Origin of the sequence: Burkholderia sp. IO2 (assembly GCF_029522185.1) — a bacterium.
In the GTDB taxonomy this organism is placed as follows: domain Bacteria; phylum Pseudomonadota; class Gammaproteobacteria; order Burkholderiales; family Burkholderiaceae; genus Burkholderia; species Burkholderia cenocepacia.
Window position 1 is genome coordinate 53,180 of the sequence record NZ_JAKWFH010000035.1, and the last position, 24,184, is coordinate 77,363.

General features: G+C 69.5%; 20 protein-coding genes. 3 read left to right on the forward strand and 17 right to left on the reverse strand.

Features of this window, described 5'->3' with window-relative positions:
• Positions 1 to 5: 5 nt before the first annotated feature.
• The 7 genes from MMB92_RS22205 to MMB92_RS22235 all read right to left on the reverse strand — a co-directional run bounded on the left by MMB92_RS22205 (position 6) and on the right by MMB92_RS22235 (position 8,598).
• A complete protein-coding gene (locus tag MMB92_RS22205; RefSeq protein WP_006493536.1) occupies positions 6 to 1,361 on the reverse strand; it encodes a SidA/IucD/PvdA family monooxygenase in 1,356 nt (451 codons plus the stop codon).
• Positions 1,358 to 2,503: an FAD-binding oxidoreductase gene (locus tag MMB92_RS22210; protein ID WP_059721486.1), complete on the reverse strand. Its 1,146-nt coding sequence runs from the start codon at positions 2,501 to 2,503 to the stop codon at positions 1,358 to 1,360. Before MMB92_RS22210 ends, MMB92_RS22205 begins: the two co-directional genes overlap by 4 nt.
• Complete coding sequence (locus MMB92_RS22215) at positions 2,500 to 3,900, reverse strand: lysine 2,3-aminomutase (protein WP_196432695.1); 1,401 nt, start codon at positions 3,898 to 3,900, stop codon at positions 2,500 to 2,502. Before MMB92_RS22215 ends, MMB92_RS22210 begins: the two co-directional genes overlap by 4 nt.
• 174 nt (positions 3,901 to 4,074) lie before the next feature.
• Positions 4,075 to 5,403, reverse strand: a complete 1,329-nt coding sequence (locus MMB92_RS22220; protein ID WP_012493659.1) for an MFS transporter — start codon at positions 5,401 to 5,403, stop codon at positions 4,075 to 4,077.
• A 64-nt stretch (positions 5,404 to 5,467) separates the two neighbouring features.
• A complete protein-coding gene (locus MMB92_RS22225; protein WP_277562925.1) occupies positions 5,468 to 6,355 on the reverse strand; it encodes an oxaloacetate decarboxylase in 888 nt (295 codons plus the stop codon).
• A gap of 8 nt (positions 6,356 to 6,363) precedes the next feature.
• On the reverse strand, positions 6,364 to 7,254 hold the full coding sequence (locus MMB92_RS22230) for an amidohydrolase family protein (protein ID WP_006497867.1): 891 nt from the start codon (positions 7,252 to 7,254) through the stop codon (positions 6,364 to 6,366).
• A gap of 72 nt (positions 7,255 to 7,326) precedes the next feature.
• Positions 7,327 to 8,598, reverse strand: coding sequence for an MFS transporter (locus MMB92_RS22235; protein WP_034203811.1), 1,272 nt, complete (start codon positions 8,596 to 8,598; stop codon positions 7,327 to 7,329).
• A gap of 148 nt (positions 8,599 to 8,746) precedes the next feature.
• Between MMB92_RS22235 and MMB92_RS22240 the strand changes: the two genes are divergently transcribed.
• The 3 genes from MMB92_RS22240 (at position 8,747) to MMB92_RS22250 (ending at position 12,414) form a co-directional block, all read left to right on the forward strand.
• Positions 8,747 to 9,643, forward strand: a complete 897-nt coding sequence (locus MMB92_RS22240) for a LysR family transcriptional regulator (RefSeq protein ID WP_277562926.1) — start codon at positions 8,747 to 8,749, stop codon at positions 9,641 to 9,643.
• A gap of 149 nt (positions 9,644 to 9,792) precedes the next feature.
• Positions 9,793 to 11,178: an MFS transporter gene (locus MMB92_RS22245; RefSeq protein ID WP_006497865.1), complete on the forward strand. Its 1,386-nt coding sequence runs from the start codon at positions 9,793 to 9,795 to the stop codon at positions 11,176 to 11,178.
• Positions 11,179 to 11,481: 303 nt separating this feature from the next.
• Positions 11,482 to 12,414: an MBL fold metallo-hydrolase gene (locus MMB92_RS22250; RefSeq protein ID WP_258258833.1), complete on the forward strand. Its 933-nt coding sequence runs from the start codon at positions 11,482 to 11,484 to the stop codon at positions 12,412 to 12,414.
• Positions 12,415 to 12,561: 147 nt separating this feature from the next.
• On the opposite strand, the gene MMB92_RS22255 is transcribed toward MMB92_RS22250, so the two are convergent.
• The 10 genes from MMB92_RS22255 to MMB92_RS22300 all read right to left on the reverse strand — a co-directional run bounded on the left by MMB92_RS22255 (position 12,562) and on the right by MMB92_RS22300 (position 24,183).
• Positions 12,562 to 13,956 carry an aspartate aminotransferase family protein gene (locus MMB92_RS22255; RefSeq protein ID WP_277562927.1) on the reverse strand — a complete coding sequence of 465 codons (1,395 nt, stop codon included), beginning with the start codon at positions 13,954 to 13,956 and terminating at the stop codon, positions 12,562 to 12,564.
• Between the two features lie 20 nt (positions 13,957 to 13,976).
• On the reverse strand, positions 13,977 to 15,455 hold the full coding sequence (locus MMB92_RS22260; protein ID WP_048988460.1) for an NAD-dependent succinate-semialdehyde dehydrogenase: 1,479 nt from the start codon (positions 15,453 to 15,455) through the stop codon (positions 13,977 to 13,979).
• A gap of 121 nt (positions 15,456 to 15,576) precedes the next feature.
• Positions 15,577 to 16,047: an Lrp/AsnC family transcriptional regulator gene (locus MMB92_RS22265; RefSeq protein ID WP_006497860.1), complete on the reverse strand. Its 471-nt coding sequence runs from the start codon at positions 16,045 to 16,047 to the stop codon at positions 15,577 to 15,579.
• Positions 16,048 to 16,060: 13 nt separating this feature from the next.
• Positions 16,061 to 17,086, reverse strand: coding sequence for a N(2)-acetyl-L-2,4-diaminobutanoate deacetylase DoeB (doeB, locus tag MMB92_RS22270; protein WP_006489637.1), 1,026 nt, complete (start codon positions 17,084 to 17,086; stop codon positions 16,061 to 16,063).
• Positions 17,087 to 17,090: 4 nt separating this feature from the next.
• Positions 17,091 to 18,299, reverse strand: a complete 1,209-nt coding sequence (gene doeA / locus MMB92_RS22275; protein WP_006497858.1) for an ectoine hydrolase DoeA — start codon at positions 18,297 to 18,299, stop codon at positions 17,091 to 17,093.
• A gap of 10 nt (positions 18,300 to 18,309) precedes the next feature.
• On the reverse strand, positions 18,310 to 19,314 hold the full coding sequence (locus tag MMB92_RS22280; protein ID WP_077057158.1) for a cyclodeaminase: 1,005 nt from the start codon (positions 19,312 to 19,314) through the stop codon (positions 18,310 to 18,312).
• Position 19,315: 1 nt separating this feature from the next.
• Positions 19,316 to 20,287, reverse strand: a complete 972-nt coding sequence (eutB, locus tag MMB92_RS22285) for a hydroxyectoine utilization dehydratase EutB (RefSeq protein WP_277562928.1) — start codon at positions 20,285 to 20,287, stop codon at positions 19,316 to 19,318.
• A 107-nt stretch (positions 20,288 to 20,394) separates the two neighbouring features.
• On the reverse strand, positions 20,395 to 21,807 hold the full coding sequence (locus tag MMB92_RS22290) for a PLP-dependent aminotransferase family protein (protein ID WP_006482158.1): 1,413 nt from the start codon (positions 21,805 to 21,807) through the stop codon (positions 20,395 to 20,397).
• A gap of 178 nt (positions 21,808 to 21,985) precedes the next feature.
• Positions 21,986 to 22,789 (reverse strand): CoA ester lyase, encoded by an 804-nt coding sequence (locus tag MMB92_RS22295; protein ID WP_006497855.1) that lies wholly within the window; start codon positions 22,787 to 22,789, stop codon positions 21,986 to 21,988.
• Entirely contained in the window at positions 22,786 to 24,183 is a 1,398-nt protein-coding gene (locus tag MMB92_RS22300) for an MmgE/PrpD family protein (RefSeq protein WP_212137224.1), read from the reverse strand. The genes MMB92_RS22295 and MMB92_RS22300 overlap by 4 nt, the downstream gene beginning before the upstream one ends.
• Between the last annotated feature and the right edge of the window lies 1 nt (position 24,184).

Below are 24,184 nucleotides of genomic sequence, written 5' to 3' on the forward strand. Positions count from 1 at the left end.
TCCTGTCAGTTCACGAGTTGTTGGGTGGCGGCCTGCGGCGCTTCGCCGTGCGGCCAGTCGACGAATCCCGGCGGCGTGCCGACTTCGTAGATGGACGCGCCCGCGATCGCGTTGGCGATCCGGCCGCTGCGCCACGCGGCAAGGCTCAGGTTCGGGTCGGCGATGCCGCGCGTCGTGCGCGCGGCGTTCTGGAAGAAAATTCGCGCGGCGCTCGGCCGGTTCCAGCGCACCGCGTAGTCGTCGTCGAGTTCCGGTGCGCCGTCGCGCGTGTGCATCTCGAAGCGCAGCGATTCGAGCGCGCCGGGCATCTGGAATTCGCTGCCCGTCGCGAGCAGCACGACGTCCGCATGCAGCGGCGCATGCACGCCGGTGCCGTCGTCGACGCTCAGCACGAAACCGCCGTCCGCGCGGTGCAGGTTCGCCATGCTGCGGCCCGGCATCAGCGCGCAATGGCCGGGACGCCCCTCGATGTGCGTGATCTCGTAGAGCCGCTGGTAGATTGCCGTCAGCAGCGGCAACGTGACGCCGTCGCTCGCGAGGCGCTGCGTCTCCAGCGCGTCGCGCTTGCGCTGCGGCGACAGCCGCGAGAAATGTTCGTTGTATTGCGGCACGAACCATTCGTTGACGAACGGCGAGTCGTCCATCGGCAGGAAGTTCTCGCGCCGCGTCAGCCAGGCGATGTGCGCGGGCGCGGCGTCGCCCGTCAGGCCGAGCAGATGCAGCGCGAGCTCGGCGCCGCTCTGGCCGCCGCCGACGATCGCGACGCGCCGGCCGGCGAGCGCCGGCCGCACGGTGCAGAACTGCGACGAATGCAGCACGTCGGCGCCCAGGTGCGGCCGCGCGCAGGCAGGCACGGTCGGGCGCAGGCCGACGCCGACCACGAGGTTCGCGGTGCGCACGACGCCGTGCGAGGTCGTGACGCGCAGCGCGCGCCCGTCGCGCACGACGCTTTCGACTTCGCAGTCGAACCGCAGGTTGTCGAGCGACGCGCACACCCACCGCATGTACTGCTCGAACTCGCGGCGGCGCACGGTCGGAAAGCGCGCGTTCGCGAACGAATACAGTCGTTCGGTGCGTTGCAGGAACGCAATGAACGAGTAGCGGCTGCACGGATCGGCCAGCGTCACGAGATCCTTCAGGAAGCTGGTCGTCAGCGACGAATCCGCGAGCATCAACCCGGGATGCCAGCGGAACTCGGGCCGGCGCTCGACGAACAGCGAACGCAGGCCGTTCAGCGGCGCCAGCAGCGCCGCCAGGCTCAGGTTGAACGGACCGACGCCGATGCCGAGCACGTCGACTTCTTCGCCGGCGAATGCCCGCGGCTTCGCGCCGTCGAGCGTCTGGATTTCGAAAGGGTTCATCGCGCCTCCCCGGCACCGGTGATCGAATCGTGAAAGGCAACGTCGTCGGCGTGGCCGAGCACGCGCGCGGCCAGCGCCGCGCCGCCGTGAACGGCCGTGGCGATCCCGCTGCCGCAATAGCCGCCGCACCAGCCCAGCCGCCCGGCCATGCCGACGTGCGGCACGCCGGACGCGGTGAAGCCGAGCGGCGCGGACCATACGTGCTCGACGTGCGCGTGTTCGAGCGCCGGGAAATACGCGGCCAGCCGCGCGCGCAACGCGGCCTCGACGCCCGCGGGCGGCACATCGGCCGACAGGCCGAGCCGGCTGCCGAACAGCAGCCGCCCGCGCTCGTCCAGCCGGAAATAGTCCTTGTCGGCGGACAGCGTGCCGTACACGCGCGGCTGCCGCGAAATGCGGCGCTGCGTCGCGTCGTCGAGGATGCGGGTCGCCAGCAGGTGCGTGCCGTAGCGTTCGAGCGGCGGGCGCACGTCGGCCGGCAGCAGCGACCATGCGTCCTCCGCGCACACCAGCACGGCGCCGGCGTCGACCGTCGCGTCACCGAGATCGAGCACGGCCGCACCGGGCGCGGGCCGCACGGCATGCACGCGCGCGCCGCGCCGGATCCGCACGCCGAGCGTCGCGGCCCGCACCCGCATCGCATCGCGGAGCGCGCGCGGCCGGATCAGCGCGAAGCGCAGGTTCAGCAACCCGGCGATCGCGTGCGCCGCGCCGGTTTCCTGCGTGACCGCCCGCGCGTCGAGCCACGCGACGCACGCCTCCTGCTGCGCCGCATGGCACGCGAACCGGTGCGCCAGTTGCGCCGCCGACGCGTCGTCGCACGCGAGCGTGATGTGGCCGGGATGCGCCCAGCCGCAGGCGAGGTTGCGGCTGTCGACGAAGCGCTTCAGGTAGGCGATGGCCTGCGCCGCCGCGCGCTCGGCGGCCTGCGCGTGCGCGGCCGAAACCGGGCCGCGCGGCAGTGCCGGCGCGACGCTCGCGACCGAGCCGAAGTTGAATGCGCTCGGCACGTCGCCCGGCGGATCAGCGTCGCAAACGTCGACCGTCGCGCCCTGCTCCGCCAGGTGGATCGCGGCGGACAGCCCCGTGTAGCCGCCGCCGACGATCGCGACGTCGGCGGTTCGTGTGCCGGGCGTCCTCATGCGTGCTCCAGCTGGCGTTGACGCGCGTCGACGAATGCGCGGTACGGCGCGTCGAAGAAGAACGCGGGCTCGCCATCCGGCGGTTCGAGCTGGTCGAGCCAGCAGGCCGTCGCCGAATACTTCGCGAGAAACGGCCGGCGCAGCCAGCGCGGATCGCGCGCCTGCAGGAAATTCAACAGGAAGTAGCGCTGTCCCTGCAGCTCGAGCGTGCCCGCGACCTCGACCTTGCCGGGGCCTGCGCTCATCGACGGGCCGCGCGCGCTGCGCGCGAGCCCCGACACCGACGCGATCGCGGTGTTGTAGATATCGAGCGCCCGCGCGAGCGGCAGCTCGAAATAGCCGCGCGGCCCGGTATCGCGCTCGACGAACATGTAGTACGGCACGATGCCGAGTCGCACCTGCCCGACCCAGTTGCGCCGCCAGACTTCCGCATCGTCGTTGATGTGGCGCAGCACCGGCCCCTGCGAACGGATCACGACGCCGATGCGGCGCAGGTTCGTCACGGCCTGCTCGGCGACCTCCGTCGACAGTTCGCGCCAGTGGTTCAGGTGCGCCATGACCGTCACGTTGCGCCCCGCATCGATCAGCGTGCGCAGCAGCGCGAGCAGCTCGGGCGTATCCGGATCGCTGACGAAACGGTACGGCCAGTAGGTCAGCGCCTTCGTGCCGATCCGGATGTTGCCGACGTGCTCGAGCCCGGGCTCCAGCAGCGGCATCAGGTACTCGCGCAGGCGCGTCGCGCTCATCACCATCGGATCGCCGCCCGTCATCAGCAGGTCGGTCACTTCGCCGCGCGCGCGCAGGTACGCGTGCAGCCGCGCGGCTTCGCTCGACGCGAATTTCAGCGACGCGTCGCCGACGAACTGCGGCCAGCGAAAGCAGAACGTGCAGTACGCATGGCAGGTTTGCCCGTGGCTCGGGAAGTACAGCACCGTCTGCGCGTACTTGTGCTGGATGCCCGGGCACGGCTCGCCGTCGAGCTCCGGCTCGTTGAGCCGCTGGTCCGCCGGATGCGGGTTCATCCGGGCGCGCAGGCGCCCGATCAGCGCGTCCAGGTCGGCACCGCGCGCCGCGTCGCGCGACAGCATGGCCAGCTCGCCGAGATCGTCGGGCGCGAGCATGTCGGGCTGCGGAAACGTCAGCCGGAACAGCGGATCGTCCGGGACGTTGGTCCAGTCGATCAGTTGTTCGACGACATAACGGTTGACCTTGAACGGCAGCACGCGCGCGACCAGCCCGATCTGCTCGCGCATTCGCGGCGGCAACCTCGCGAGCTGCGGGAGGTCGTCCAGCTTCGACCGGTTGTACGCTTTGAACACGGGATGCACCGGGATCGGCGGCCGTGGCAGCGCGCCGTCGTGCGTGGATATCCGTTGGCCCTCGGATAGTTGGATCATTGACTCGACTCCATTCTTTTAGATGTACTAATGTAGGTCGTGTGTCTCGTCTGCTCGCCGCCGGCGGCCAGGCAGCCCGCCGGCGTTCTGCAGATACTAGAAGCAATCGCCGCGGCGAAGCATTACGCCGGTGTTATTTATCCATAAGCGTTTCGCATGCGGCTTCGCACCAATTCAACGCGGTGCGGCGGCGCCCACCGCCGGCCGCGCCGCCGGCGCGCGCGGTGCCGGACGGGTTTCCGGCATCCGCCAGTACACGATCAGCGAAATCGCCGCGCACGCCGCCACGTACCAGAAGAACATCGTCTCGTTGCCGCCCGCCTTCAGCCGCAGCGCGACGAACTCCGTCGTGCCGCCGAGGATCGCCGTCGTCAGCGCATAAGGCAGCCCGACCGCCAGTGCGCGGATTTGCGGCGGGAACAGCTCGGCCTTGACCAGCATGTGCACCGACGTGAAGCCGCTCAGCACGACGAGTCCCGCGAACACCAGCGCGAACGCGGCTAGCGGCTCGTGCACATGCCCGAGCGTCGTGAAGATCGGCACCGACAGCAGCGTGCCGCCGAGCCCGAACCACAGCAGCACCGGCCGGCGCCCGACGCGATCCGATACGAGGCCGAACAGCGGCTGCAGCGGCATGTACAGCAACAGCGCGAGCGTGCAGATCCAGGTCGCCGTTTCCTTGTGCAGGCCGACCGAGTTGACCAGGTACTTCTGCATATAGACGGTGTACGTATAGAACGCGACGGTGCCGCCGATCGTGATGCCGATCGCGAGCAGCAGTTCGCGCCAGTGCGCCGCGAGATCGGCCGTCACGCGCGTCTTCGCCGCGCGCGCCCGGCTTGCGACGAATGCATCGCTCTCGACGACGTTGCGGCGCATGTACAGCGCGAACAGCGCCAGCACGCCGCCGACGAAGAACGGAATCCGCCACGCCCAGCGCTCGATGTCGTGCGTGCCGGCGAAGATCCGCTGCATCGCCAGCATCAGGCCGAGCGCGACGAGCTGGCCCGCGACCACGCTCACCTGCAGGAAGCCGACGTAGAAGCCGCGCCGGTTCGGCGGTGCGATCTCGCTCAGGTAGGTCGCGCTGGTGCCGTACTCGCCGCCCATGCTGAGGCCCTGCAAGAGCCGCGCGGCGACGAGCAGCGCCGGCGCGAGCATGCCGATCGTCGCGTAGCCGGGCGTGACGGCGATCAGCATCGAGCCCGCGCACATCGCGAGCACCGATTTCGTCAGCGCGGCCTTGCGCCCGTGCCGGTCCGCGTACAGGCCGACGAGCCAGCTTCCCGCCGGCCGCGCGACGTAGCCGACCGCCGCGATCGCCGCGGTATTCATCAGTTGCACGGTCGGCCGGTCGGCGGGAAAGAACGACGGCGCGAAATAGATCGAGAAGATGCTGTATGCGAGGAAGTCGTACCACTCGATCAGGTTGCCGGCGAGCCCGCCGACGATCGAGCCGATGCGCGGCGGCGCGTCGCCCGCCCCGGTTGGGGAAGTTGTCACGGTTGTCTCCTGTTCGTTCTGTTTCGGGCGGCCGGCAGGCGGCCGCCCGTGCCGCATGCCGGCCTTACGGCTGCCCGGCCGCGTAGCGTGCGTCGAGCGCGTCGAAGCGCGCCTTGTCGACGAGCCGCTGCCGTTCCGCGAACGGCGCGACGAGCGCGGGGTTTTCGTCGAGCCGGCCCGTGTCGCGCAATTCGGTCAGCGCGGCCTGCATCCCGTGCACCGCGCCCTGCAACGCCGCATTCGCGTACAGCACGACGCCGTAACCGAGGCGCGCCAGTTCGTCGCGCGAGCGGGTCGGCGTCTTGCCGCCGATCACGATGTTGATCAGTTGCGGCGTATCGAACAGCGCGGGCAGCCGTTCGACGTCCTCCGGCGTGTCCATCGCCTCGATGAACAGCACGTCGGCGCCCGCTTGCGCATAGCGGTGCGCGCGCTCGATCGCGTCGTCGATGCCGTGCACGGCGGCCGCATCGGTGCGCGCGACGACCAGCAGGTTCGGATCGACGCGCGCGTCGACGGCCGCCTTCAGCTTGCCGACCATTTCCGCGGCCGGAATCACTTCCTTGCCCGCGAAGTGGCCGCATTTCTTCGGCAGCACCTGATCCTCGAGCTGGATCGCATCGGCGCCGCTGCGCTCGAGCGTGCGCACCGTATGCAGCACGTTCAGCGCGTTGCCGAAACCGGTATCGGCATCGACCATCAGCGGCAAATCGACGGCGTCGCGCACGCGCGCGGTGTGCTCGGCCAGTTCGCCGAGCCCGACGAAGCCGAGATCCGGCAAGCCGAGCGACATGTTGGTGACGCCGGCGCCGCTCAGGTACAGCGCGCCGAAGCCCAGATCGGCGGCGATCCGCGCGCTGAGCGCATTGAACGTGCCGGCGACGAGCAGCCCCTGGCGGGCGGCGATGCTGCACCGGAAAGCGGCGCGACGAAGGGCGGTGGAATCGGTCATGCGAGGCCTCATTGGTCGAAACGAAACAGGGTGCGCGGCGAGTCGCGCAACACGCGCGCGCGTTCGCCGGCATCGGGCAGCCAGCGTTCGAGCGCCGCGCAGGTCGCGCCGAAATCGACACGTTCGCGATGCTGCGTATGCGGCCAGTCGCTGCCCCACACGAGCCGCTCCGGCGTGAACGCGCCGCGCAGCGCCTGCGCCGCGCCGAGCGCGGTGTCGGTGCCGTCGCCGGTCAGGCTGTTCCGGTACGCGGCCGACAGCTTGACCCACACGCGCCCGGTATCGGCAAGCGACAGCAGATGACGGAAGCCCGGATCGCGTTCGCCGAGCGCCGGCGACGGGCGGCCGAAATGGTCGATCACGAGCGTGCACGATTGCGCAAGCAGGCTCGCGGCGATCGCATGCAGGTCGGCCGCGTCGCGATGAATCTCGACATGCCAGCCGAGCGCGTTGATGCGTGCGAACAGCGCGCGCCACACCCGCGTGCCGAAATCCGGAATCGGCAGGCCGACCAGATTGAGCCGCATGCCCACGACGCCCGCGCGGTCGAGCGCGGCGAGCGCGTCGTCGTCGATCACCGGATCGACGACCGCGACGCCGCGAAAGCGGCTCGGGTAGCGCCGCAGCACGTCGACGAAGAACGTATTGTCGGTGCCGAGAAAGCTCGGCTGCACCAGCACCGCGTGCGTGATGCCGTGTGCGGCGAGATGCGCGACGTACGCGTCGAGCGACGCATCGTAGTCGGGCGCATGGCGCACGACCGGCGCGAGCGGCAGACCGCGCGCAAACACGTGCGCATGGGCGTCGACCGCCGCGACGGCCGTCGATGACGCGTACCACGCGGCCGTATCCGGCGCCGCTGAAACCGGTTCGACCGGCGGATTGACTGCTCGATCCATGACGACTTGCCTGCAAGAGGGGCCCGGCCCGGCAGCGGGCGACAGGGCGACGGAATGAACGAAGGACGAAAACTACAGCGATGCGCCGGCGCGCGCGTCGTCGTCGGCGCCCGGCCCGGCAGCCGCGTCGGGCAGACGGCGCCCGCGCGTTTCCGGCAGGAACCACACCGCGATCACGACGAGCCCGTACGCGATGCCCGCGTCGATGCCGAGCGCCGTGCCGAGCGGCAGCGATTCGCCCATCCGCCCGACCAGCACCGGAAAGCCCGCCGACACGATGCGGCCGAAGTTGTAGCAGAACCCGACGCCGCGGCCGCGCACGTTTTGCGGATACAGCTCGTTGAACAGCGTGCCGAGCGTCGCCGGGATGCCGGCCGAGCACAACCCGAGCGGGAACCCGAGCAGCAGCATCGCGACGTCGTTCAGCGGCAGGAACACGTACAGGTTCACCATCACCGCGCAACACGCGGCGAACAGCATCACGTTGCGACGCCGGCCGATCCGGTCCTGCAAATACGCGCTCAGGAAACAGCCGCAGATGAACGCGACGATCACGACCGCGAGATACGCGCCGGTGCCGAGCACCGACAGGTGCCGCTCGGTCTTCAGGTAGGTCGGCAGCCAGATCGTGATCGCGTGATAGCCGCCGTGCGCGCCGACGCCGATCAGGCCGCCGACCACCGTCGTGCGCAGCACCGACCGGTCGAAGATGCCCACCGTCGGCGCATCGTCCCCGTGCGCGGGCGCAGGCGTCGCGCGCGGCGGCTCGGAAATCGCGCGGCGGATATACAGCACCAGCAGCGCAGGCAGCGCGCCGATCGCGAACAGCACGCGCCACGCCCACTCGGACGGCAGCCACGCGAACACGATCATGTACAGCAGCACCGCCGCGCCCCAGCCGAATCCCCACGCGCTCTGCACGACGCCCATCGCCTTGCCGCGATGGCGCGCGCCGACCGTCTCCGCGAGCAGCACCGCGCCCGCGGTCCATTCGCCGCCGAAGCCGAGCCCTTGCAACGCCTTCAGCACCAGCAACTGCTCGAAGTTCTGCGCGAACGCGCTGAGGAACGTGAAGGCGGAGAACCAGCACACGGTGATCTGCAGCGCCCGCACGCGCCCGTAGCGATCCGCGATCGCGCCGGCCAGCAGGCCGCCGAGCGCGCCCGACACGAGCGTCGCGCCGCCGATCAGGCCGGCCTGCCCCTTGCCGATGCTCCAGGTCGCGAGCAGCGCCGGGATCACGAGGCTGAACATCTGCGTGTCGAGCCCGTCGAGCGCCCAGCCGGCAAAGCAGCCGCGCAACGTGCGCCGTTCGGTCGTCGAGAGTTCGCGCATCCAGGTCAACGGAGGTCTCCTCGTGTCGTCGCCGTGCGTCGCCTGAGCGCGCCGCTATCGGAGGCGCGGCCGGGTTCGACGACGCCCGATGTGCATCCTATGAATCATTTGGATAATTCGCTACTATGTTTCGAATAATTATTCATAACACACGCTTATGGAAATCAGGCACGTCCGCTACTTCCTCGCGATCGCGGATTCCGGCAGCTTTACGCGCGCCGCCAGCGAGCTGGGCATTGCGCAGCCGGCGCTCAGCCAGGCGCTGAACCGGATGGAAAAGGAACTGGGGGTCCGGCTGTTCGACCGGTCGCGGCGCGGCGCGACGCTCACGCCGGCCGGGCTCGCGATGGTCGACGATCTGCGCCTGAGCGTCGCGCGGCTCGACGCGGCCGCGCACCGGGCGGGCGAAATCGGCGCGCAGCGCGCCGGGCGCCTGACCATTGGCTTCGTCACCGCGGCGCTGTTCGACACGCTGCCGCGCGCGATCCGTGCGCTGCGCGAAAGCGCGCCCGACGTCGAGCTGGTGATGCGCGAGATGAGCAATGCCGAGCAGGCGATCGCGCTCGAGCGCGGCGAAATCGACATCGGGCTGCTGCATACGCCGGTCGCGGTGAACGGCCGGATGCGCGAGCAACTGATCCAGCGCGATCCGCTCGTCGCGGTGCTGCCGAAGGCATTCCCGCGCCAGCCCGACGGCACGGTGACGCTGGCCGACCTGGCCGCGGCCGGCCTCGTGTGGTTTCCGCACGATCAACTGCCGCTGATCCGCGCCGGTATCCTCAGCGCGTTCCGCCAGGCCGGGCATCCGGTCGACATCGTGCTCGACGTGAACCGCACGCTGACGGTCGTCGCATGCGTGGCCGCCGGCTGCGGCGTATCGCTGCTGCCGACGTCGATCCACGCGTTCGCGTTCGACGGGGTCGCGTACAGCCCGATCCGCGACGGCGCCGCGCTGCCGAATTTCGAACTCAGCGCGATCTGGCCCGCACGGTCGCGCCCGACGCTCGCCGACCGTTTCGCCGCGCTGCTGCCGTCGGCCGATACGCGGTCCTGAGCATCCGGCCCGCCGCCACACGGGCCGCCCCGCCACGGGAAAACCCCGATCCCCACATCGTCCTATGACATCGGGCATCGCGAATTGGCGGGATTACTTTGATCCTCGTCGGCGCCCGCCCGGGCGCATGCTGATAGCGAGGATCCCTCATGCGATACGTGCCATCGTGGACTTCCGTTTCCGCCGCGTCGTCGATTCCCGACGATGCGACCACCCAACGCGGCGAGGAGCCGCACAGTCTGCCGCGGGTCGCGATCGCGGCCGCCGCCCTCGGCAATGCGACCGAATGGTTCGATTACGGTATTTACGCGTACGGCCTCGCGTACATTTCCGCCGCGCTGTTTCCCGGCAACACCGCGAGCGCGACGCTGTTCGCGCTCGGCACGTTCGCGATCTCGTTCCTGATCCGCCCGCTCGGCGGCCTGTTCTGGGGCCCGCTCGGCGACCGGCTCGGCCGCAAGCGCGTGCTCGCGCTGACGGTGCTGACGATGTCGGGCGCGACGTTGCTCGTCGGCGTGCTGCCGAGCTATGCGACGGCCGGCTGGCTCGCACCGGCCGCGCTGATCGTGCTGCGCATGGTGCAGGGCTTCTCGACCGGCGGCGAATACGGCGGTGCGGCAACCTTCATCGCCGAATACGCGCCCGATTCGCGGCGCGGCCTGTGCGGCAGCTTCCTCGAATTCGCGACGCTCGCCGGCTTCTCGCTCGGTGCGTTCCTGATGCTCGGCTTCGCACTGCTGCTCGGCGATTCGGCGATGCATGCGTGGGGCTGGCGCCTGCCGTTCCTGGTCGCCGCGCCGCTCGGCCTGATCGGCTTCTACCTGCGCTCGCGCCTGGAGGAAACGCCGGTGTTCCGCGAACTCGAGGAACAGGCACACCGCCGCGAGCAAAGTGCGACGGCCGCGCTGCCGATCCGGCTGCTGCTGGTGCGCTATGCGAAGCCGCTGGTGCTGCTCGGCGGGCTCGTCGTCGCGCTGAACGTCGTCAACTACGTGCTGCTTGCATACATGCCGACCTACATGCACAAGGAACTCGGCGTCAGCGAGAACATGTCGCTGCTGATTCCGCTGATCGGCATGCTCGCGATGATGGTGCTGCTGCCGTTCGCCGGCTGGCTGTCCGATCGCGTCGGCCGCAAGACGATGTGGTGGATCTCGCTCGTCGGGCTGTTCGTCGCGGCCGTGCCGATGTTCACGCTGATGACGCACGGTCCGCTCGGCGCGTTCATCGGCTTCGCGGTGCTCGGCGTGCTGTACGTGCCGCAGCTCGCCACCATTTCCGCGATGTTCCCGGCGATGTTCCCGACCCACGTCCGCTATGCGGGCATGGCGATCGCGTACAACGTGTCGACGTCGCTGTTCGGCGGCACCGCGCCGATCGTCAACGACTGGCTGATCGGCAAGACCGGCAACGCGCTGATTCCCGCGTACTACATGATGGCTGCGTGCGCGGTCGGGCTGGTCGCGCTGCTGGCGGTGATCGAGACGCGCGGGTGTTCGCTGCGCGGCGACACGCTTCCCGGTCAGCCGGGCTGACCCGCGCGCCGGCGGCGCCCGGCTTCCCATAAACGGCATCCATCGCATCGCCCGCCGTCCGGCCACGGACGGCGGGCGATGTGCATTTCGGGCGGCCGAAACCGCCGCCGGATTGTTGTCGTCCGGACAACACGATGTGCCCCCGTGCGGCGCTGTCGGCGGGTGCGGGCCGTCACTACAATCGCTGACACGCTCGATCGGAATCCGGGCGCACCGACATGCGCGACCTTCGCGATCGCGCTCGCGAACCGCTCTGCACCGCGCAGTGCGGACTCCCTCACTCGACGAACAGGATTACTGAACATGAACGCACCCATCCGCAACGTCCAGCCGGTTGTCGCCCGCCTGGGCCACGAAGGTTCGGGCGAGCTCGTTTCGTCCCGCTACGCCGTGCGCATCGGCGCAGTCGACGTCGTACTGATCAGCGACGGCGTGTTGCCGCTGCCGACTTCCACCATGTCCACCAACGTGAGCGAAACGGACCGCAATGCGTGGTTCGACGGCCGTTTCCTGCAACGCGACATGTTCGACTGGGCGCTCAACATCGCGCTCGTGCGCAGCGCCGATCGCCTGATCCTGATCGACTCGGGTGTGGGCGACGGTTTCGAATACTTCACGCGCGCCGGGCGCTCGGTGATGCGCCTTGAATCGGCCGGCATCGACCTGGCCGCGATCACCGATATCGTGATCACGCACATGCACATGGATCACGTCGGCGGGCTGAACGTCGATGGCGTCAAGGCGAAGCTGAACCCCAACGTCCGCATTCACGTATCGGCCGCGGAAGTGGCGTTCTGGGAGAATCCGGACTTCAGCAAGACGGTGATGCCGGAAACCGTGCCGCCCGCGCTGCGCAAGGCGGCAGCGCGGTTCATGGCACTCTACGGCGAAAACATCGTGCAGTTCGATCGCACCGTGGAAGTCGCCGCGGGCGTGTCGGCGCGGGTGACGGGCGGACATACGCCGGGGCACTGCGTGGTCGACGTCGCATCGAACGGGGAAAAGCTGACGTTCGCGGGCGACGCGATTTTCGAAGTGAACTTCGACCACCCCGACTGGCAAAACGGCTTCGAACACGATCCGGACGCGGCGGTCGACGTGCGTCTCGCGCTGTTCAACGAAGCGGCCGACACCGGCGCACTGCTGGCCGCCGCCCATGTCGCGTTCCCGTCCATCGGCCATGTTGCGCGAAACGGCGACGGATTCCGTTTCGTGCCGGTCGTGTGGGATTACTGAGTGACGATCGGTAGCCGACGCGCACCGCAGGCGATGCACTGACGGTTTGCTCGAACCGTATCCGTACCGGCAAGAAAAAACGCCGCCGCATTTGCATGCGGCGGCGTCATCTCGCGCGCCGAGGCGCGCATCAGCACCGCTCGAACGTCACGCGACGGCCGACAGGTTCCGCTCGGCGACCTCGTCCACCGCATCCTTGACGATCGCGACGATCTCGTCAGCCTCCGCACGCGTCATCACGAGCGGCGGCGCAAAGCCGAGAATGTCGCCGTGCGGCATCGCCCGCGCGATCACGCCGCGCTGCAACGCGGCCGCCGACACCTGCGCACCGATCTTCAGCGCGGGATCGAACGGCGTGCGCGCGTCCTTGTCGGCCATGAATTCGAGCGCGGCCAGCATGCCGACGCTGCGCACCTCGCCGACGAGCGGATGCGCGCCGAATGCGTCGCGCAGCTTCGCGCCGAAGTAGCCGCCGACGTCGGCCGCGTTGCCGACCAGGTTCTCGCGCTCGAGGATCGCGAGGTTCGCGAGCGCGGCGGCCGCGCATACCGGATGACCGGAATACGTCCAGCCGTGCCCCATCTGCCCGTGTTCCTGCGAGCCGCGCGCAATCACGTCCCACACCTTCTCGCCGACGATCACGCCCGACAGCGGCGCATACGCGCTCGTCAGCCCTTTCGCGACCGTAATCAGGTCGGGCTCGATCCCGAAGTGCTGCGCGCCCATCTTCGAGCCGAGCCGCCCGAACCCGCACACGACTTCATCGGAGATCAGCAGGATGTCGTGCTTGCGCAGCACGGCCTGGATCGCGGGCCAGTAGCCGGCCGGCGGTTCGATGATGCCGCCCGTGCCCATCACCGGCTCCGCGATGAACGCGGCGACCGTATCGGCGCCCTCGCGGGCGATCAGCTTCTCGAGCTCGTCGACGCAGTACGCGACGAACTGCGCCTCGCTCATGCCGGCCGGCGCCTTGCGATACCAGTGCGGACACACCGTATGCTTCACGCGGTCGATCGGCAGGTCGAAATGCTGGTGGAAGCTCGGCAGGCCCGTGAGGCTGCCCGTCACGATGCCCGAGCCGTGATAGCCGCGCTCGCGCGAGATGATCTTCTTCTTGTTCGGGCGGCCGAGCACGTTGTTGTAGTACCAGACGATCTTGACCTGCGTCTCGTTCGCGTCGGAACCCGACATCCCGTAATAGACCTTCTTCATCCCCGCCGGCGACCAGTCGATGATCCGCGACGACAACTCGATGATCGCGTCCGACGCGTGGCCGACGTACGTGTGGTAGTACGCGAGCTGCTTCGCCTGTTCGTACATCGCGTCGGCCACTTCGGTGCGGCCATAGCCGATGTTCACGCAGTAGAGGCCGGCGAACGCGTCGATGTAGCGCTTGCCCTGGTGATCCTCGATGCGGATGCCTTCGCCGCCGCGCACGATCTTGCCCGGCAGCGCGCCGGTCTCGTGGTCGTATGCGTGCGTCGACGGGTGCATGAAGTGGGCACGGTCCTCGCGCAGCAGTGCGTCGATCGATTTCGTCATGATGAGCTCCTTTGAATGGGTCAGGCCGTCGCCGCAACAGGCAGGCCGAGATTGCCGAGGCAGAAGTACTTGGTTTCCGTGAACGGCTCGAAGCCTTCGGCGCCGCCTTCGCGCCCGAGGCCCGACGCCTTCATCCCGCCGAACGGGATCGGCGCACCGGTGAATTTCACGCCGTTGACCGACACCATCGCGAAATCGAGCCGCCGCACCAGCTGGAAGATCGTGTCGATGCGGGTCGCGCACACGTACGCGGCGAGGCCGTACTCGGTGTCGTTGGCCGTTTCGACCGCTTCGTCGAGCGTGTCGAACGCGCTGACGGCCGAGATCGGCGCGAAGTTTTCCTCGTCGACCACGCGCATGCCGGGCGCGGCATCCGCGATCACGGTCGGCTCGTAGAACCAGCCACCGAGCGCGTGCGGCCGGCCGCCCGCGACGATGCGTGCGCCGCGTGCCCGCGCATCCTCGACCCGCGCCACGGTCGCGTCGAATGCGGCCTGGTGCATCAACGGACCGACGTCCACGCCCGGCTCGAACGCGGGGCCCGTCTTCAGCGCCCGCACCGCGTGCGCATACCGTTCGACGAACGTGTCGTACAGCGGTCGGGCGACGAGCATCCGGTTCGCCGCGCAGCAGTCCTGGCCGGACGTCTGGAACTTCGCGCCGACGGCAACCTGTACCGCCTGGTCGACGTCCGCATCCTCGGTCACGATGAACGGCGCATTGCCGCCCAGTTCGAGCGCGATCTTGCGGATGCCGGCCTTCGCGGCGGTTTCGGTCACGAGCCGGCCGACGCGCGTCGAGCCGGTGAAGCTCACCGCACGCACGCGCGCATCGCCGACCAGCGTTTCCATCGCCATCTGCGGTTCGCCGAGCACGACGTTGAACACGCCGGCCGGCAAGCCGGCCTCGTCAGCGAGTTGCGCGAGCGCGAGCGCCGAGAACGGCGTTTCGTGCGCGGGCTTCACGACCACGGCGCACCCGACCGCGATCGCGGCCGCCGCCTTGCGCGTGATCATCGCGGCCGGGAAATTCCACGGCGTGATCAGCGCGGCGACGCCGACCGGCTCCATCACGGTGCCGAGATGCGCGCCGTCGATATGCGTCGGGATCGTGCGACCCGCGACGCGTTTCGCCTCGCTCGCGAACCATTCGACGAAGCTCGCCGCATAGCGGATCTCGCCGCGCGCTTCGGCCAGCGGCTTGCCCTGTTCCAGCGACAGCAGCGCGGCCAGATCGTCGACGTGACGCAGGATCAGCGCATGCCAGCGCAGCAACGCCGCGCTGCGCACCGCTTGCGGCGTCCAGCGCCAGGTCTCGTACGCGCGCTGCGCGGCGTCGACGGCCGCGACGATCTGTGCGCGTTCGAGCATCGGCACGTGGCCGATCACGGCCTGGTCCGCGGGGTTCACGACGGCGACCGTCGCGGCACTGTCGCTGTGGATCCAGCGACCGTCGACATAGCAGGTCGACTTGAACAGAACGGGGTGTCCGGGCAGCATGCTGCGTCTCCTCGTTGGTGGGCACGGACTTCATTGTGTCGCGCCGGCGCATGCGGAAATTTCGGTTTGCACGGCCGGAAATGCCGGTTTTTTCCGTATTGCCGCGCGTCGGCGCGAACTTTTACAGCCAGTCCGGCGCGCCGCCGGATTCGCACTTCACGACCTTCGTCACGATGTACGTGAAGTAGCGCTCGATGCCGAGGTCTTCCATCAGCAGCGCATCGATGAAGCGCTGGTAATGGTCGATGTCGCGCGCGACCACGTGCAGCACGTAGTCGACGCCGCCACCCGTCGCGTAGCACTGCGCGACCTCGGGTGCCGCGGCCACGCGATCCTCGAAGCGCCGCATGTCGGGCGCGGTGTGCCGCGACAGCGTCACCTCGACGACGATGCGGCTGCCCGAGAACGCGCCGATCCAGTCGACGTCCGCGCGATAGCCGCGAATCACGCCGCTTTCCTCCAGCTTGCGCACGCGCTCCCATGCCGGCGAAATCGACAGGTTCACGGCCTCGGCGAGCTTCGACTTCGTGATGCGCCCGTCGCGCTCGAGCAGGCGCAGGATCGCGAGGTCGTATCGGTCGAGCTTGATCACGTCGTGCGCGTCCTCATACGGCCACCGGAATGTTGCGCTCGACGATGTCGGCCACCACCGCGACCGTGTCGCCGGGCTGTACGATGCCCGGGAAGTGCCGGGCCGCGAGCAGCCCGCGCCGCCGCGCGACGTATTCGACCGGCGCGACGCCCGTGCGGTCGACGGCGTGCACGCGCGCGAGCACGTCGCCGGCGTCGACCTCGGTGCCGAGATCGCGGCACATCTCGAGCAGCCCGTGATGCTCGCTCGTCGTGAAGCACGAACCGTCCGGCATGTCGAGCAGCGTCGTCGTACGTGGCGCGTTGCCGTCCACGACGTCCTTCGCGATCACGCCCGCATGCGCGAGAAATCCGTACACGCCGCGCTCGGCGATCGCGACGCTCGCCGCCGTCGACGTGCCGCCGCCGCCCAGCTCGGTCGACACGAACACCTTGCCGGCTTCCTCGGCCGCGCTGTCGTAGAGACCGACGCTGTCGAGTTCCAGCATGCGCATCGAATACGGCGCGCCGAACGCGCGCATCGCACGCTCGCAGCGCGCTTCCTGCTCGCGATCCTCCAGCACGTGAATCGCCGCGAACGGCACGAAGTCGAGCGTGCGCCCGCCCGCGTGAATGTCGAGCACGTGCGTCGCGAGCGGCAGCAGGTGGCGCTGGAAGTAATCGGCGATCTTCTCGGTCACGGTGCCGTCCGGCCGACCCGGGAAGCTGCGGTTCAGGTTGCCGGCATCGATCGGCGACGTGCGGCAGCCGGCGCGGAACGCCGGATAGTTCATGAACGGCACGACGATCACGCGGCCGGTCACGTCGGCCGCCTTCAGCGAACCGGCGAGCTTCGACAGCGCGACCGGCCCCTCGTATTCGTCGCCGTGGTTGCCGCCGGTCAGCAACACCGTCGGCCCGTCGCCGCGCTTCACGACGGTCACCGGAATCATGATCGCGCCCCACGCGGAATCGTCGCGCGAGTAAGGCAGCTTCAGGAAGCCGTGCTGTTCGCCGTCCGCGTCGAAATCGACGGTCGGCGTAATCGGGGAAGCACGCATCGCCCTACTCCTTCACGAACAGCTTGCGCGGCACGTTGCAGAACGTCTCGACGCCGGTCTCGGTGATCAGGATGCTTTCCGTGATCTCCAGCCCCCAGTCGTCGAGCCACAGCCCCGGCATGAAATGGAACGTCATGCCGGGTTCGAGCACCGTCCGGTCGCCCGGACGCAGGCTCATCGTGCGCTCGCCCCAGTCGGGCGGATAGCTTGCACCGATCGGATAGCCGCAGCGGCTGTCCTTCTCGATGCCCGCGCGGCGCAGCACCGCGAAGAACGCGTTCGCGATGTCCTCGCACACGTTGCCCGGCTTCGCGGCCGCGAGCCCGGCCTCGATGCCCTCGACCACCGCGCGCTCGCCTTCGACGAAGTGCGCGGGCGGCTTGCCGAGATAGACGGTGCGCGACAGCGGGCAGTGATAGCGGCGGTAGCAGCCGGCGATCTCGAAGAACGTGCCGGCGCCGCGCGCGAACGTCGAGTCGTCCCAGGTCAGGTGCGGCGCGGCAGCATCCGCGCCGGTGGGCAACAGCGGCACGATCGCCGGATAGTCGCCGCCGAAGCCGTCCGCGCCGCCGATCCCGGTCGCATAGATCTGCGCGACCAGGTCGCTTTTCTTCATGCCCGGCTCGATCGTCTCGACGATGTGCGCATGCATCCGTTCGACGATGCGGGCGGCCACGCGCATGTACTCGATCTCGCGCGGCGACTTCACCGCGCGCTGCCAGTTGACGAGCGCGGTCGCATCGACCCAGCGCGCGCCCGGCAGATGCCGCTGCAGCGACGCGTACGCCGCCGCGCTGAAGTAGTAGTTGTCGAGCTCGACGCCGATGCGCAGCGTGCTCCAGCCGCGCGCCGCGATCACCTCGGTCGACAGGTAATCCATCGGATGGCGCGCGCTCGACTGCACGTAATGATCGGGATAGCCGACGATATTTTCGTGCGCCATGAACGCGGTGCGCTTCGCGCCGTTCGCGTCCTGGCTGCGGCCGAACCACACGGGTTCGCCGTCCAGTGCAAGCAGCACGCACTGGTGCACGTAGAACGACCAGCCGTCATAGCCGGTCAGCCAGCCCATGTTGGTCGGGTCGGTGACGATCAGCAGGTCGATGCCGGCCCGCTCCATCGCCGCACGCGTCTTCGCGATCCGCGCAGCATATTCGCTGCGCGCGAACGCGAGACGCGGCGCGGCTTCGTTGGTTTCGATGACTGCGGCCATCTGTCTCCTCTCAAGTCGTGAGGTCGTTGTGAAAAATCGTGCCCGCTTCGGCCGCGCGGGCGCGCTGCAGCGCGAGCACGGCGATCGCGGTGTCCTGCGCGCCGGTGCCGGTCAGGTCGCAGATCGTGATGTCGTCGCGATGCGTGCGGCCTTCGCGCCGGCCGGCGATGACTTCGCCGAGCTCGGGAAACACCGCATCGGCCGCGACCACGCCAGCCGCGATCGCATGCGCGAGCTCGCCGGCCACGCGGGTCTGCTGCAGCCGGTCGCAGAAATAGCGTGCCGCGCCGAACACCGACGGCGCGAGTTCGGTCTTGTAATCGGCGTCCGAACCCATCGCCGTCACATGCAGCCCGGGATGCAAGTCCTCCGCGTGCACGAGCGGCGCGCGGCTCGGCGTGGTCGTCACGGCGATGTCCGCGTCGGCCAGCGCCGCATGCACCGAGCGCGCGACCGTCGCATCGATGCCGTGCGCCGCGCGCACGTCGGCCGCGAACTGCGCGGCCCGCGCGGTGTCGCGCGCCCACACCGTCACGTGGGTGATGTCGCGCACCAACCTCAGCGCGGCGAGTTGCAACCGCGCCTGCTCGCCCGCACCGATGATCGCCGCGCGGTGCGCATCGGCGCGCGCGAGCCGGCGCGCGGCCACGGCGCCGGCCGCCGCGGTGCGCACGGCCGTCAGGTAGCCGTTGTCGAGCAGCACGGCCTCGGTCAGGCCGGTGCGGGCCGACAGCACGAGCATCAGCCCGTTCAGGCTCGGCAGCCCGAGCGACGGATTGTCGAAGAAGCCGGGGCTGACCTTGATCGCGAAGCTGTCGAAGCGCGGCAGGTACGCGGTCTTCACGTCCACTTCGGCGTGGCGCGCCGGCAGCGCGAGATTCAGGATCGGCGGCATCACGACGGCGTCGGTCGCGAGCGACGCGAACGCGGCCTCGACCTGGTCGATCGCGGCGAGATCGAGCGACACCAGCGCACGCAATTGCGCCTGGCCGAGCAACGTGACGGGATGGGCCATGTCAGTGCTCCGAAACGAGCCGGCGATGCGCGGCCATGTCGATGTTCGCGCCGCTCACGACGACCACGATCGGGCCGCCGCGATCGCGGCGCACGATCCGCTCGTCCAGCAATGCGGCGAGGCCGACCGCGCCGGCGCCTTCGACGACGAGCCGTTCTTCCCGATACGCATGCGCGATGCCGCGCGCGATCGACGGCTCGTCGAGCAGCACGACGTCGTCGGCCAGCGCGCGCGTCATGTCGAACGTGTAGCGGTTGTCGAGGCCAATGCCGCCGCCGAGCGAATCGGCCAGCGCCGGCTGCTCGTCGACGTCGACCGGGCGGCCGGCCGCGAGGCTCGCATGCATCGCGGCGCCGCGCGCCATCGAGACGCCGATCACCTCGATCGGCGGCCGGATCGCCTTCGCGGCAAACGCGACGCCGCTAAACAGGCCGCCGCCCGACAGCGGCACGACGAGCGTCGCGGTATCGGGCAGCGCTTCCAGAATCTCGACGCCGATCGTCGCCTGGCCGGCGATGATGCGCGGATCGTCGAACGGCGGCACGTACGCGTAGCCTTCGTCGCGCACCAGCCGCCGCGCTTCGACCTGCGCGTCGTCCTGGCTGTCGCCGACGATCACCACGCGCGCGCCGAGCGCCGCGACCGCGTCGACCTTGTTGGCCGGCACGAGCGACGACATGCAGACGGCCGCGTCGATGCCGAGCGCGCGTGCCGCATGCGCGACCGCGCGGCCGTGGTTGCCGGTGGACGCGGTGACCACGCGCGTCACGCGCTGCGCGGCAAGTTCCGCGAGCGCGTTGGTCGCGCCGCGCAGCTTGAAGCTGCCGGTCGGCTGCAGCGTTTCGAGCTTCAGATGAACGGGGGCGCCGACCCGCGCGGACAGCGCGGCGGACGCGACGAGCGGCGTACCGTCGGCGCGCCCGGCGAGGCGGCGGCGCGCGCGATAGACGTCGGACAGCGACAGGAAAGACATGGAACGCACGCCTCGCGACGAATGTGATGCGATCCAGTCTAATGTTCCAAATCGCGCTTTCGAATGTCCTAATACATTGCGCGCGACATCGCGGCAGCGCCGCCGGTTCAGTGGAAATCGTTCAGGTGCGGATACTGTTCGAACACGCCGGCGATCGTTTCGAGCGCCGCGTTGCACGCGGCATCGGACGTTTCGGCGCCGATGCACACGCGCACCGCGTTCGGCCGCTCCGTGCCGCCGACGAGAAACGGATCGGGCGACGTCACCGCGATCTTGCGGGTGCGCAATTCGCGCACGATCCGCTCGGCCTGCCAGTAGTCGGGCACGCGCAGCCAGGCCGACAGCGCGTTCGGGTGCGCACCGAGCACATACGGCCCCAGCGCGGCCTTCACCATCTCCTGACGCACGGCGAGCCGCTGGCGCTGCAGTTCGACGAGCCGCCGCGCGGTGCCGTCGGCGATCCAGCGCGTCGCGATCTCCGCGATCGGCGACGTCGCCATCCAGCTGCTCACGCGCAGCACGCTCTCGACGCGCAACGCGAGCCGCCGCGGCATCGCGAGATAGCCGGTGCGCAATCCGGTCAGCACCGATTTCGTCATGCTCGTGCAGTAGAAGCCGAGCTCCGGAATCAGGCTCGCGATCGGCGTGCCCGTCTTCTCGGGCAGCGGACCGTACACGTCGTCCTCGATCACGTACACGCCGTAGCGCGTCGCGATGCGCGCGATCGAGCGCCGCCGCGACTCGGTCATCATCGACACGGTCGGATTATTGAGGGTCGGCGTGCAGACGAGCGCGCTGATCCGCTCGCCGTCGCACATCTCCTCGAAATGTTCGGGACGAATGCCGTGCTCGTCCATCTCGAGCCCCTTCAGCGTAAACCCGAGCACGTTCGCGGAGCCGATCACGCCGTGATCGGTCAGGCTTTCGCACAACACGGTATCGCCCGGCCCGACGATCGACGCGAGCGCGAGAAAGATCCCGTGCGCCGCGCCGTTCGTGACCAGCAGCGATTCGCGGTGCACCGGCATGTTCAGCGACGCGAGCCACGCGGCGCCGGCGTCGCGATGCGCATCCAGCCCGGCGATCGGCCGGAACGAGCGGATCCACGGCTGGTCGTCGGTGCCGGCCAGCGCCGCGCACACGCCGCGCCACGCGGCATCGTGCTCCGGCGTGTGCACGATGCGGGCGATCGAGAAGTCGACCAGTTCGCGCTCGGTCGTATCGAGGATGTAGTTCGACATCGATTCGGTCACGCGCGCGGCCACGAAGCTGCCGCGGCCGACCTCGCAGCGGATCAGCCCCTGGCGCTCCAGCTCCTTGTACGCATTGGTGACGGTCTGCACGCTGACGCCGAGGCTCGATGCGACGTCGCGCTGCGGCGCGAGCCGGGCGCCCGGCGCGAGCGCGCCGTTCTCGATGTCGCTGGCGATCGCCTTCACGAGCCGCTTGTATTTCGACTCGATGCCGTGCACCGCGCCGATCGCGTCGCGCCAGCCTGCCGATACCTCCGTCCGTCCCATCTCGATGTCTCCGTCGTGGCTTCCGCATGGTCGCTCAGAAAGACACCCCGAAAATATTGTCCTAGTGCAATCGCGCGCGAAAGCAGGACTTACGGGTCGAATCGAGCGAGGCAATCGGCGTGCCCGGGACAGAGACGAATCCGGCACCTTTATCGTTCGGACCCATGTCGCGGGCCGCCTACCCGCGCAGAATCCGCCGCGCCTTCAGGATCACCGGCGTGTCGACCATCCTGCCGTCGAGCGCCACGGCCGCGCCGCCGCTCGCGTCGACGGCATCGAGCACGCGCCGCGCCCACGCCTGTTCCGCGTCGGTCCATGCATACGCGCGGTGCACCGCGTCGATCTGCTTCGGATGAATGCACAGTTTCCCGCCGAAGCCGAAGCCCCGCGCGTAGCGCGCATGCCGTTCGATCGCGGCCGGATCGTCGATGACCGTCGACACGCCGTCGACCGGCGGCGCGATCCCCGCCAGCCGCGACGCGAGCACGATCCGCGAGCGGAACGCGTTCAGCGCTTCGCCGTCGCCGTCGATCCCGAGGTCGACCTGGAAATCGAGCGTGCCGAACGCCACGCGCACGACGCGCGGCGCCGCACACACCTGGTCGAGCCCCGCGATGCCGGTCGCCGTCTCGACGATCGGCAGCAGTTCGAGTGCGCGATGCGCATGCGCGAGCACCGCGTCCACCTGCGCACGCGTGTCGCACTTCGGCAGCATCACGCCGGCCACGCCCGGATGCGCGGCGAGCGCCGCGAGGTCGTCGGCGAACCATGCGGTGTCGGCCGCGTTCACGCGCACCCACACGGGCCGCGCGGCATCGAGCTGCGCGACGACCGCATCGCGCGCCGCCGGCTTGCCGTCCGGCGGCACGGCATCCTCGAGATCGACGATCACCGCGTCGGCGCCGGCCGCGCGCGCCTTCTCGAAGCGCTCCGGACGATTGCCGGGAACGAACAGCCACGAACGGGCGGACGCGGACGTCATGCCGAGGCCTCCAGAAACAGCGTGCCGATCGCATCGCACGATGCGACCTGCCACGCGTCGGCAAGGAGCCGCTCGACCTCGGCGCCGGACGCCGCGCCCGAGAACGCGGCGAGCGTGCGTACCTTGCGCGCGATCTCGTCGCGCGACAGCGTGTTGCCCGGATCGCCCTTCGGCTCGTCGACGCGGCCCGTGAACGTGCGGCCGTCGCGCGTCGTGACCGTGACCTTGCCGATCCAGCGCGCCGGATACGCGCGATCGACTTCGTCGTCGAACGCCATCGACACGCGGTCGCGGAACGCGGCGACGTGGGCAGCCGCGTAATCGCGCTCGAATTCGTCGACGCCCGCGTGCCCGTGCAACGCGGCCAGCGCGAGCACGGTGCCCATGTTGAACTTCGCCTGATGCACGGTGCGCGGCACCGTGACCGTGCCGAGCACGTCGAGCGCACCCTGGTGCACGTGCGTGACGACCGTCCCGATGTCCGCCGCCGCCAGCCGCTCGCGCGCCATCACCGCGAGCAGCGCGTCGGCGGCCGGATGCGTGTGGCGGCACGACGCGTGATACTTGAACGACGTTTCCGCGGTCGCCCAGCGCGCGCCGAGCCGGTCGGTCAGGCGGGCCGGGTCCGCATCGGTCGACATGCCGGCCGCCATTCCCTGCGCGCCTTCGAGAATCCGCGTGGCGCCGCGAAACCCGTCGCGCGCGAGCTCGGCCGCCATCAGCCCGTTCGCGGCGGCCATCGCCGTATGCAGCTGCTTCGAATCGGCCGCATCGCGCAGGAATTCCCACAATCCGCTCGCCTGCGTGCCGGCCGAGCCGAACGCATCGAGCATCCGTTCCGGCGGCAACCCGAGCAGCCGCCCGGCCGTCGCGGCGGCCGCCACCGTACCGGCGGTGCCGGTCGTATGGAACACCTTGTAGTGCGAACGCCCGAGAAACTCGCCGACGCGGATGCCGACTTCATAGCCGGCGACCGCCGCCGCGATGAAGTCGCGCCCGCTCGCGCCGCGGGCCTGCGCCAGCGCGAGCGCGACCGGAAACACGACGGTCGCCGGATGAAACACCGCGCCGTTGTGCACGTCGTCCTGTTCCGCGAAATGCGATGCCGCGCCGTTCGTCATCGCCGCGAAGTACGGTGTCGCGGGCGTGCGGTCGATCAGCACGTCGGCCGTGCCGGGCCCGCCGGGCGAGCCGCCCGCGCGGCGCGCGAACGCCGCGATCGTCTCGACCGGGCGCGCGCCCTTGCCGGCCAGCGCGGAGCCGAGCCAGTCGACGTAGAGGTTGACGGTGCGCGCGACGACGTCGGCGGGAATCGCGTCGAAGCGCAGCTGCGACGCGAACGTCGCGAGCGTGCGGCCGGGGGCGGTGGCAATGGCGGGAATCGGATGGGTCATC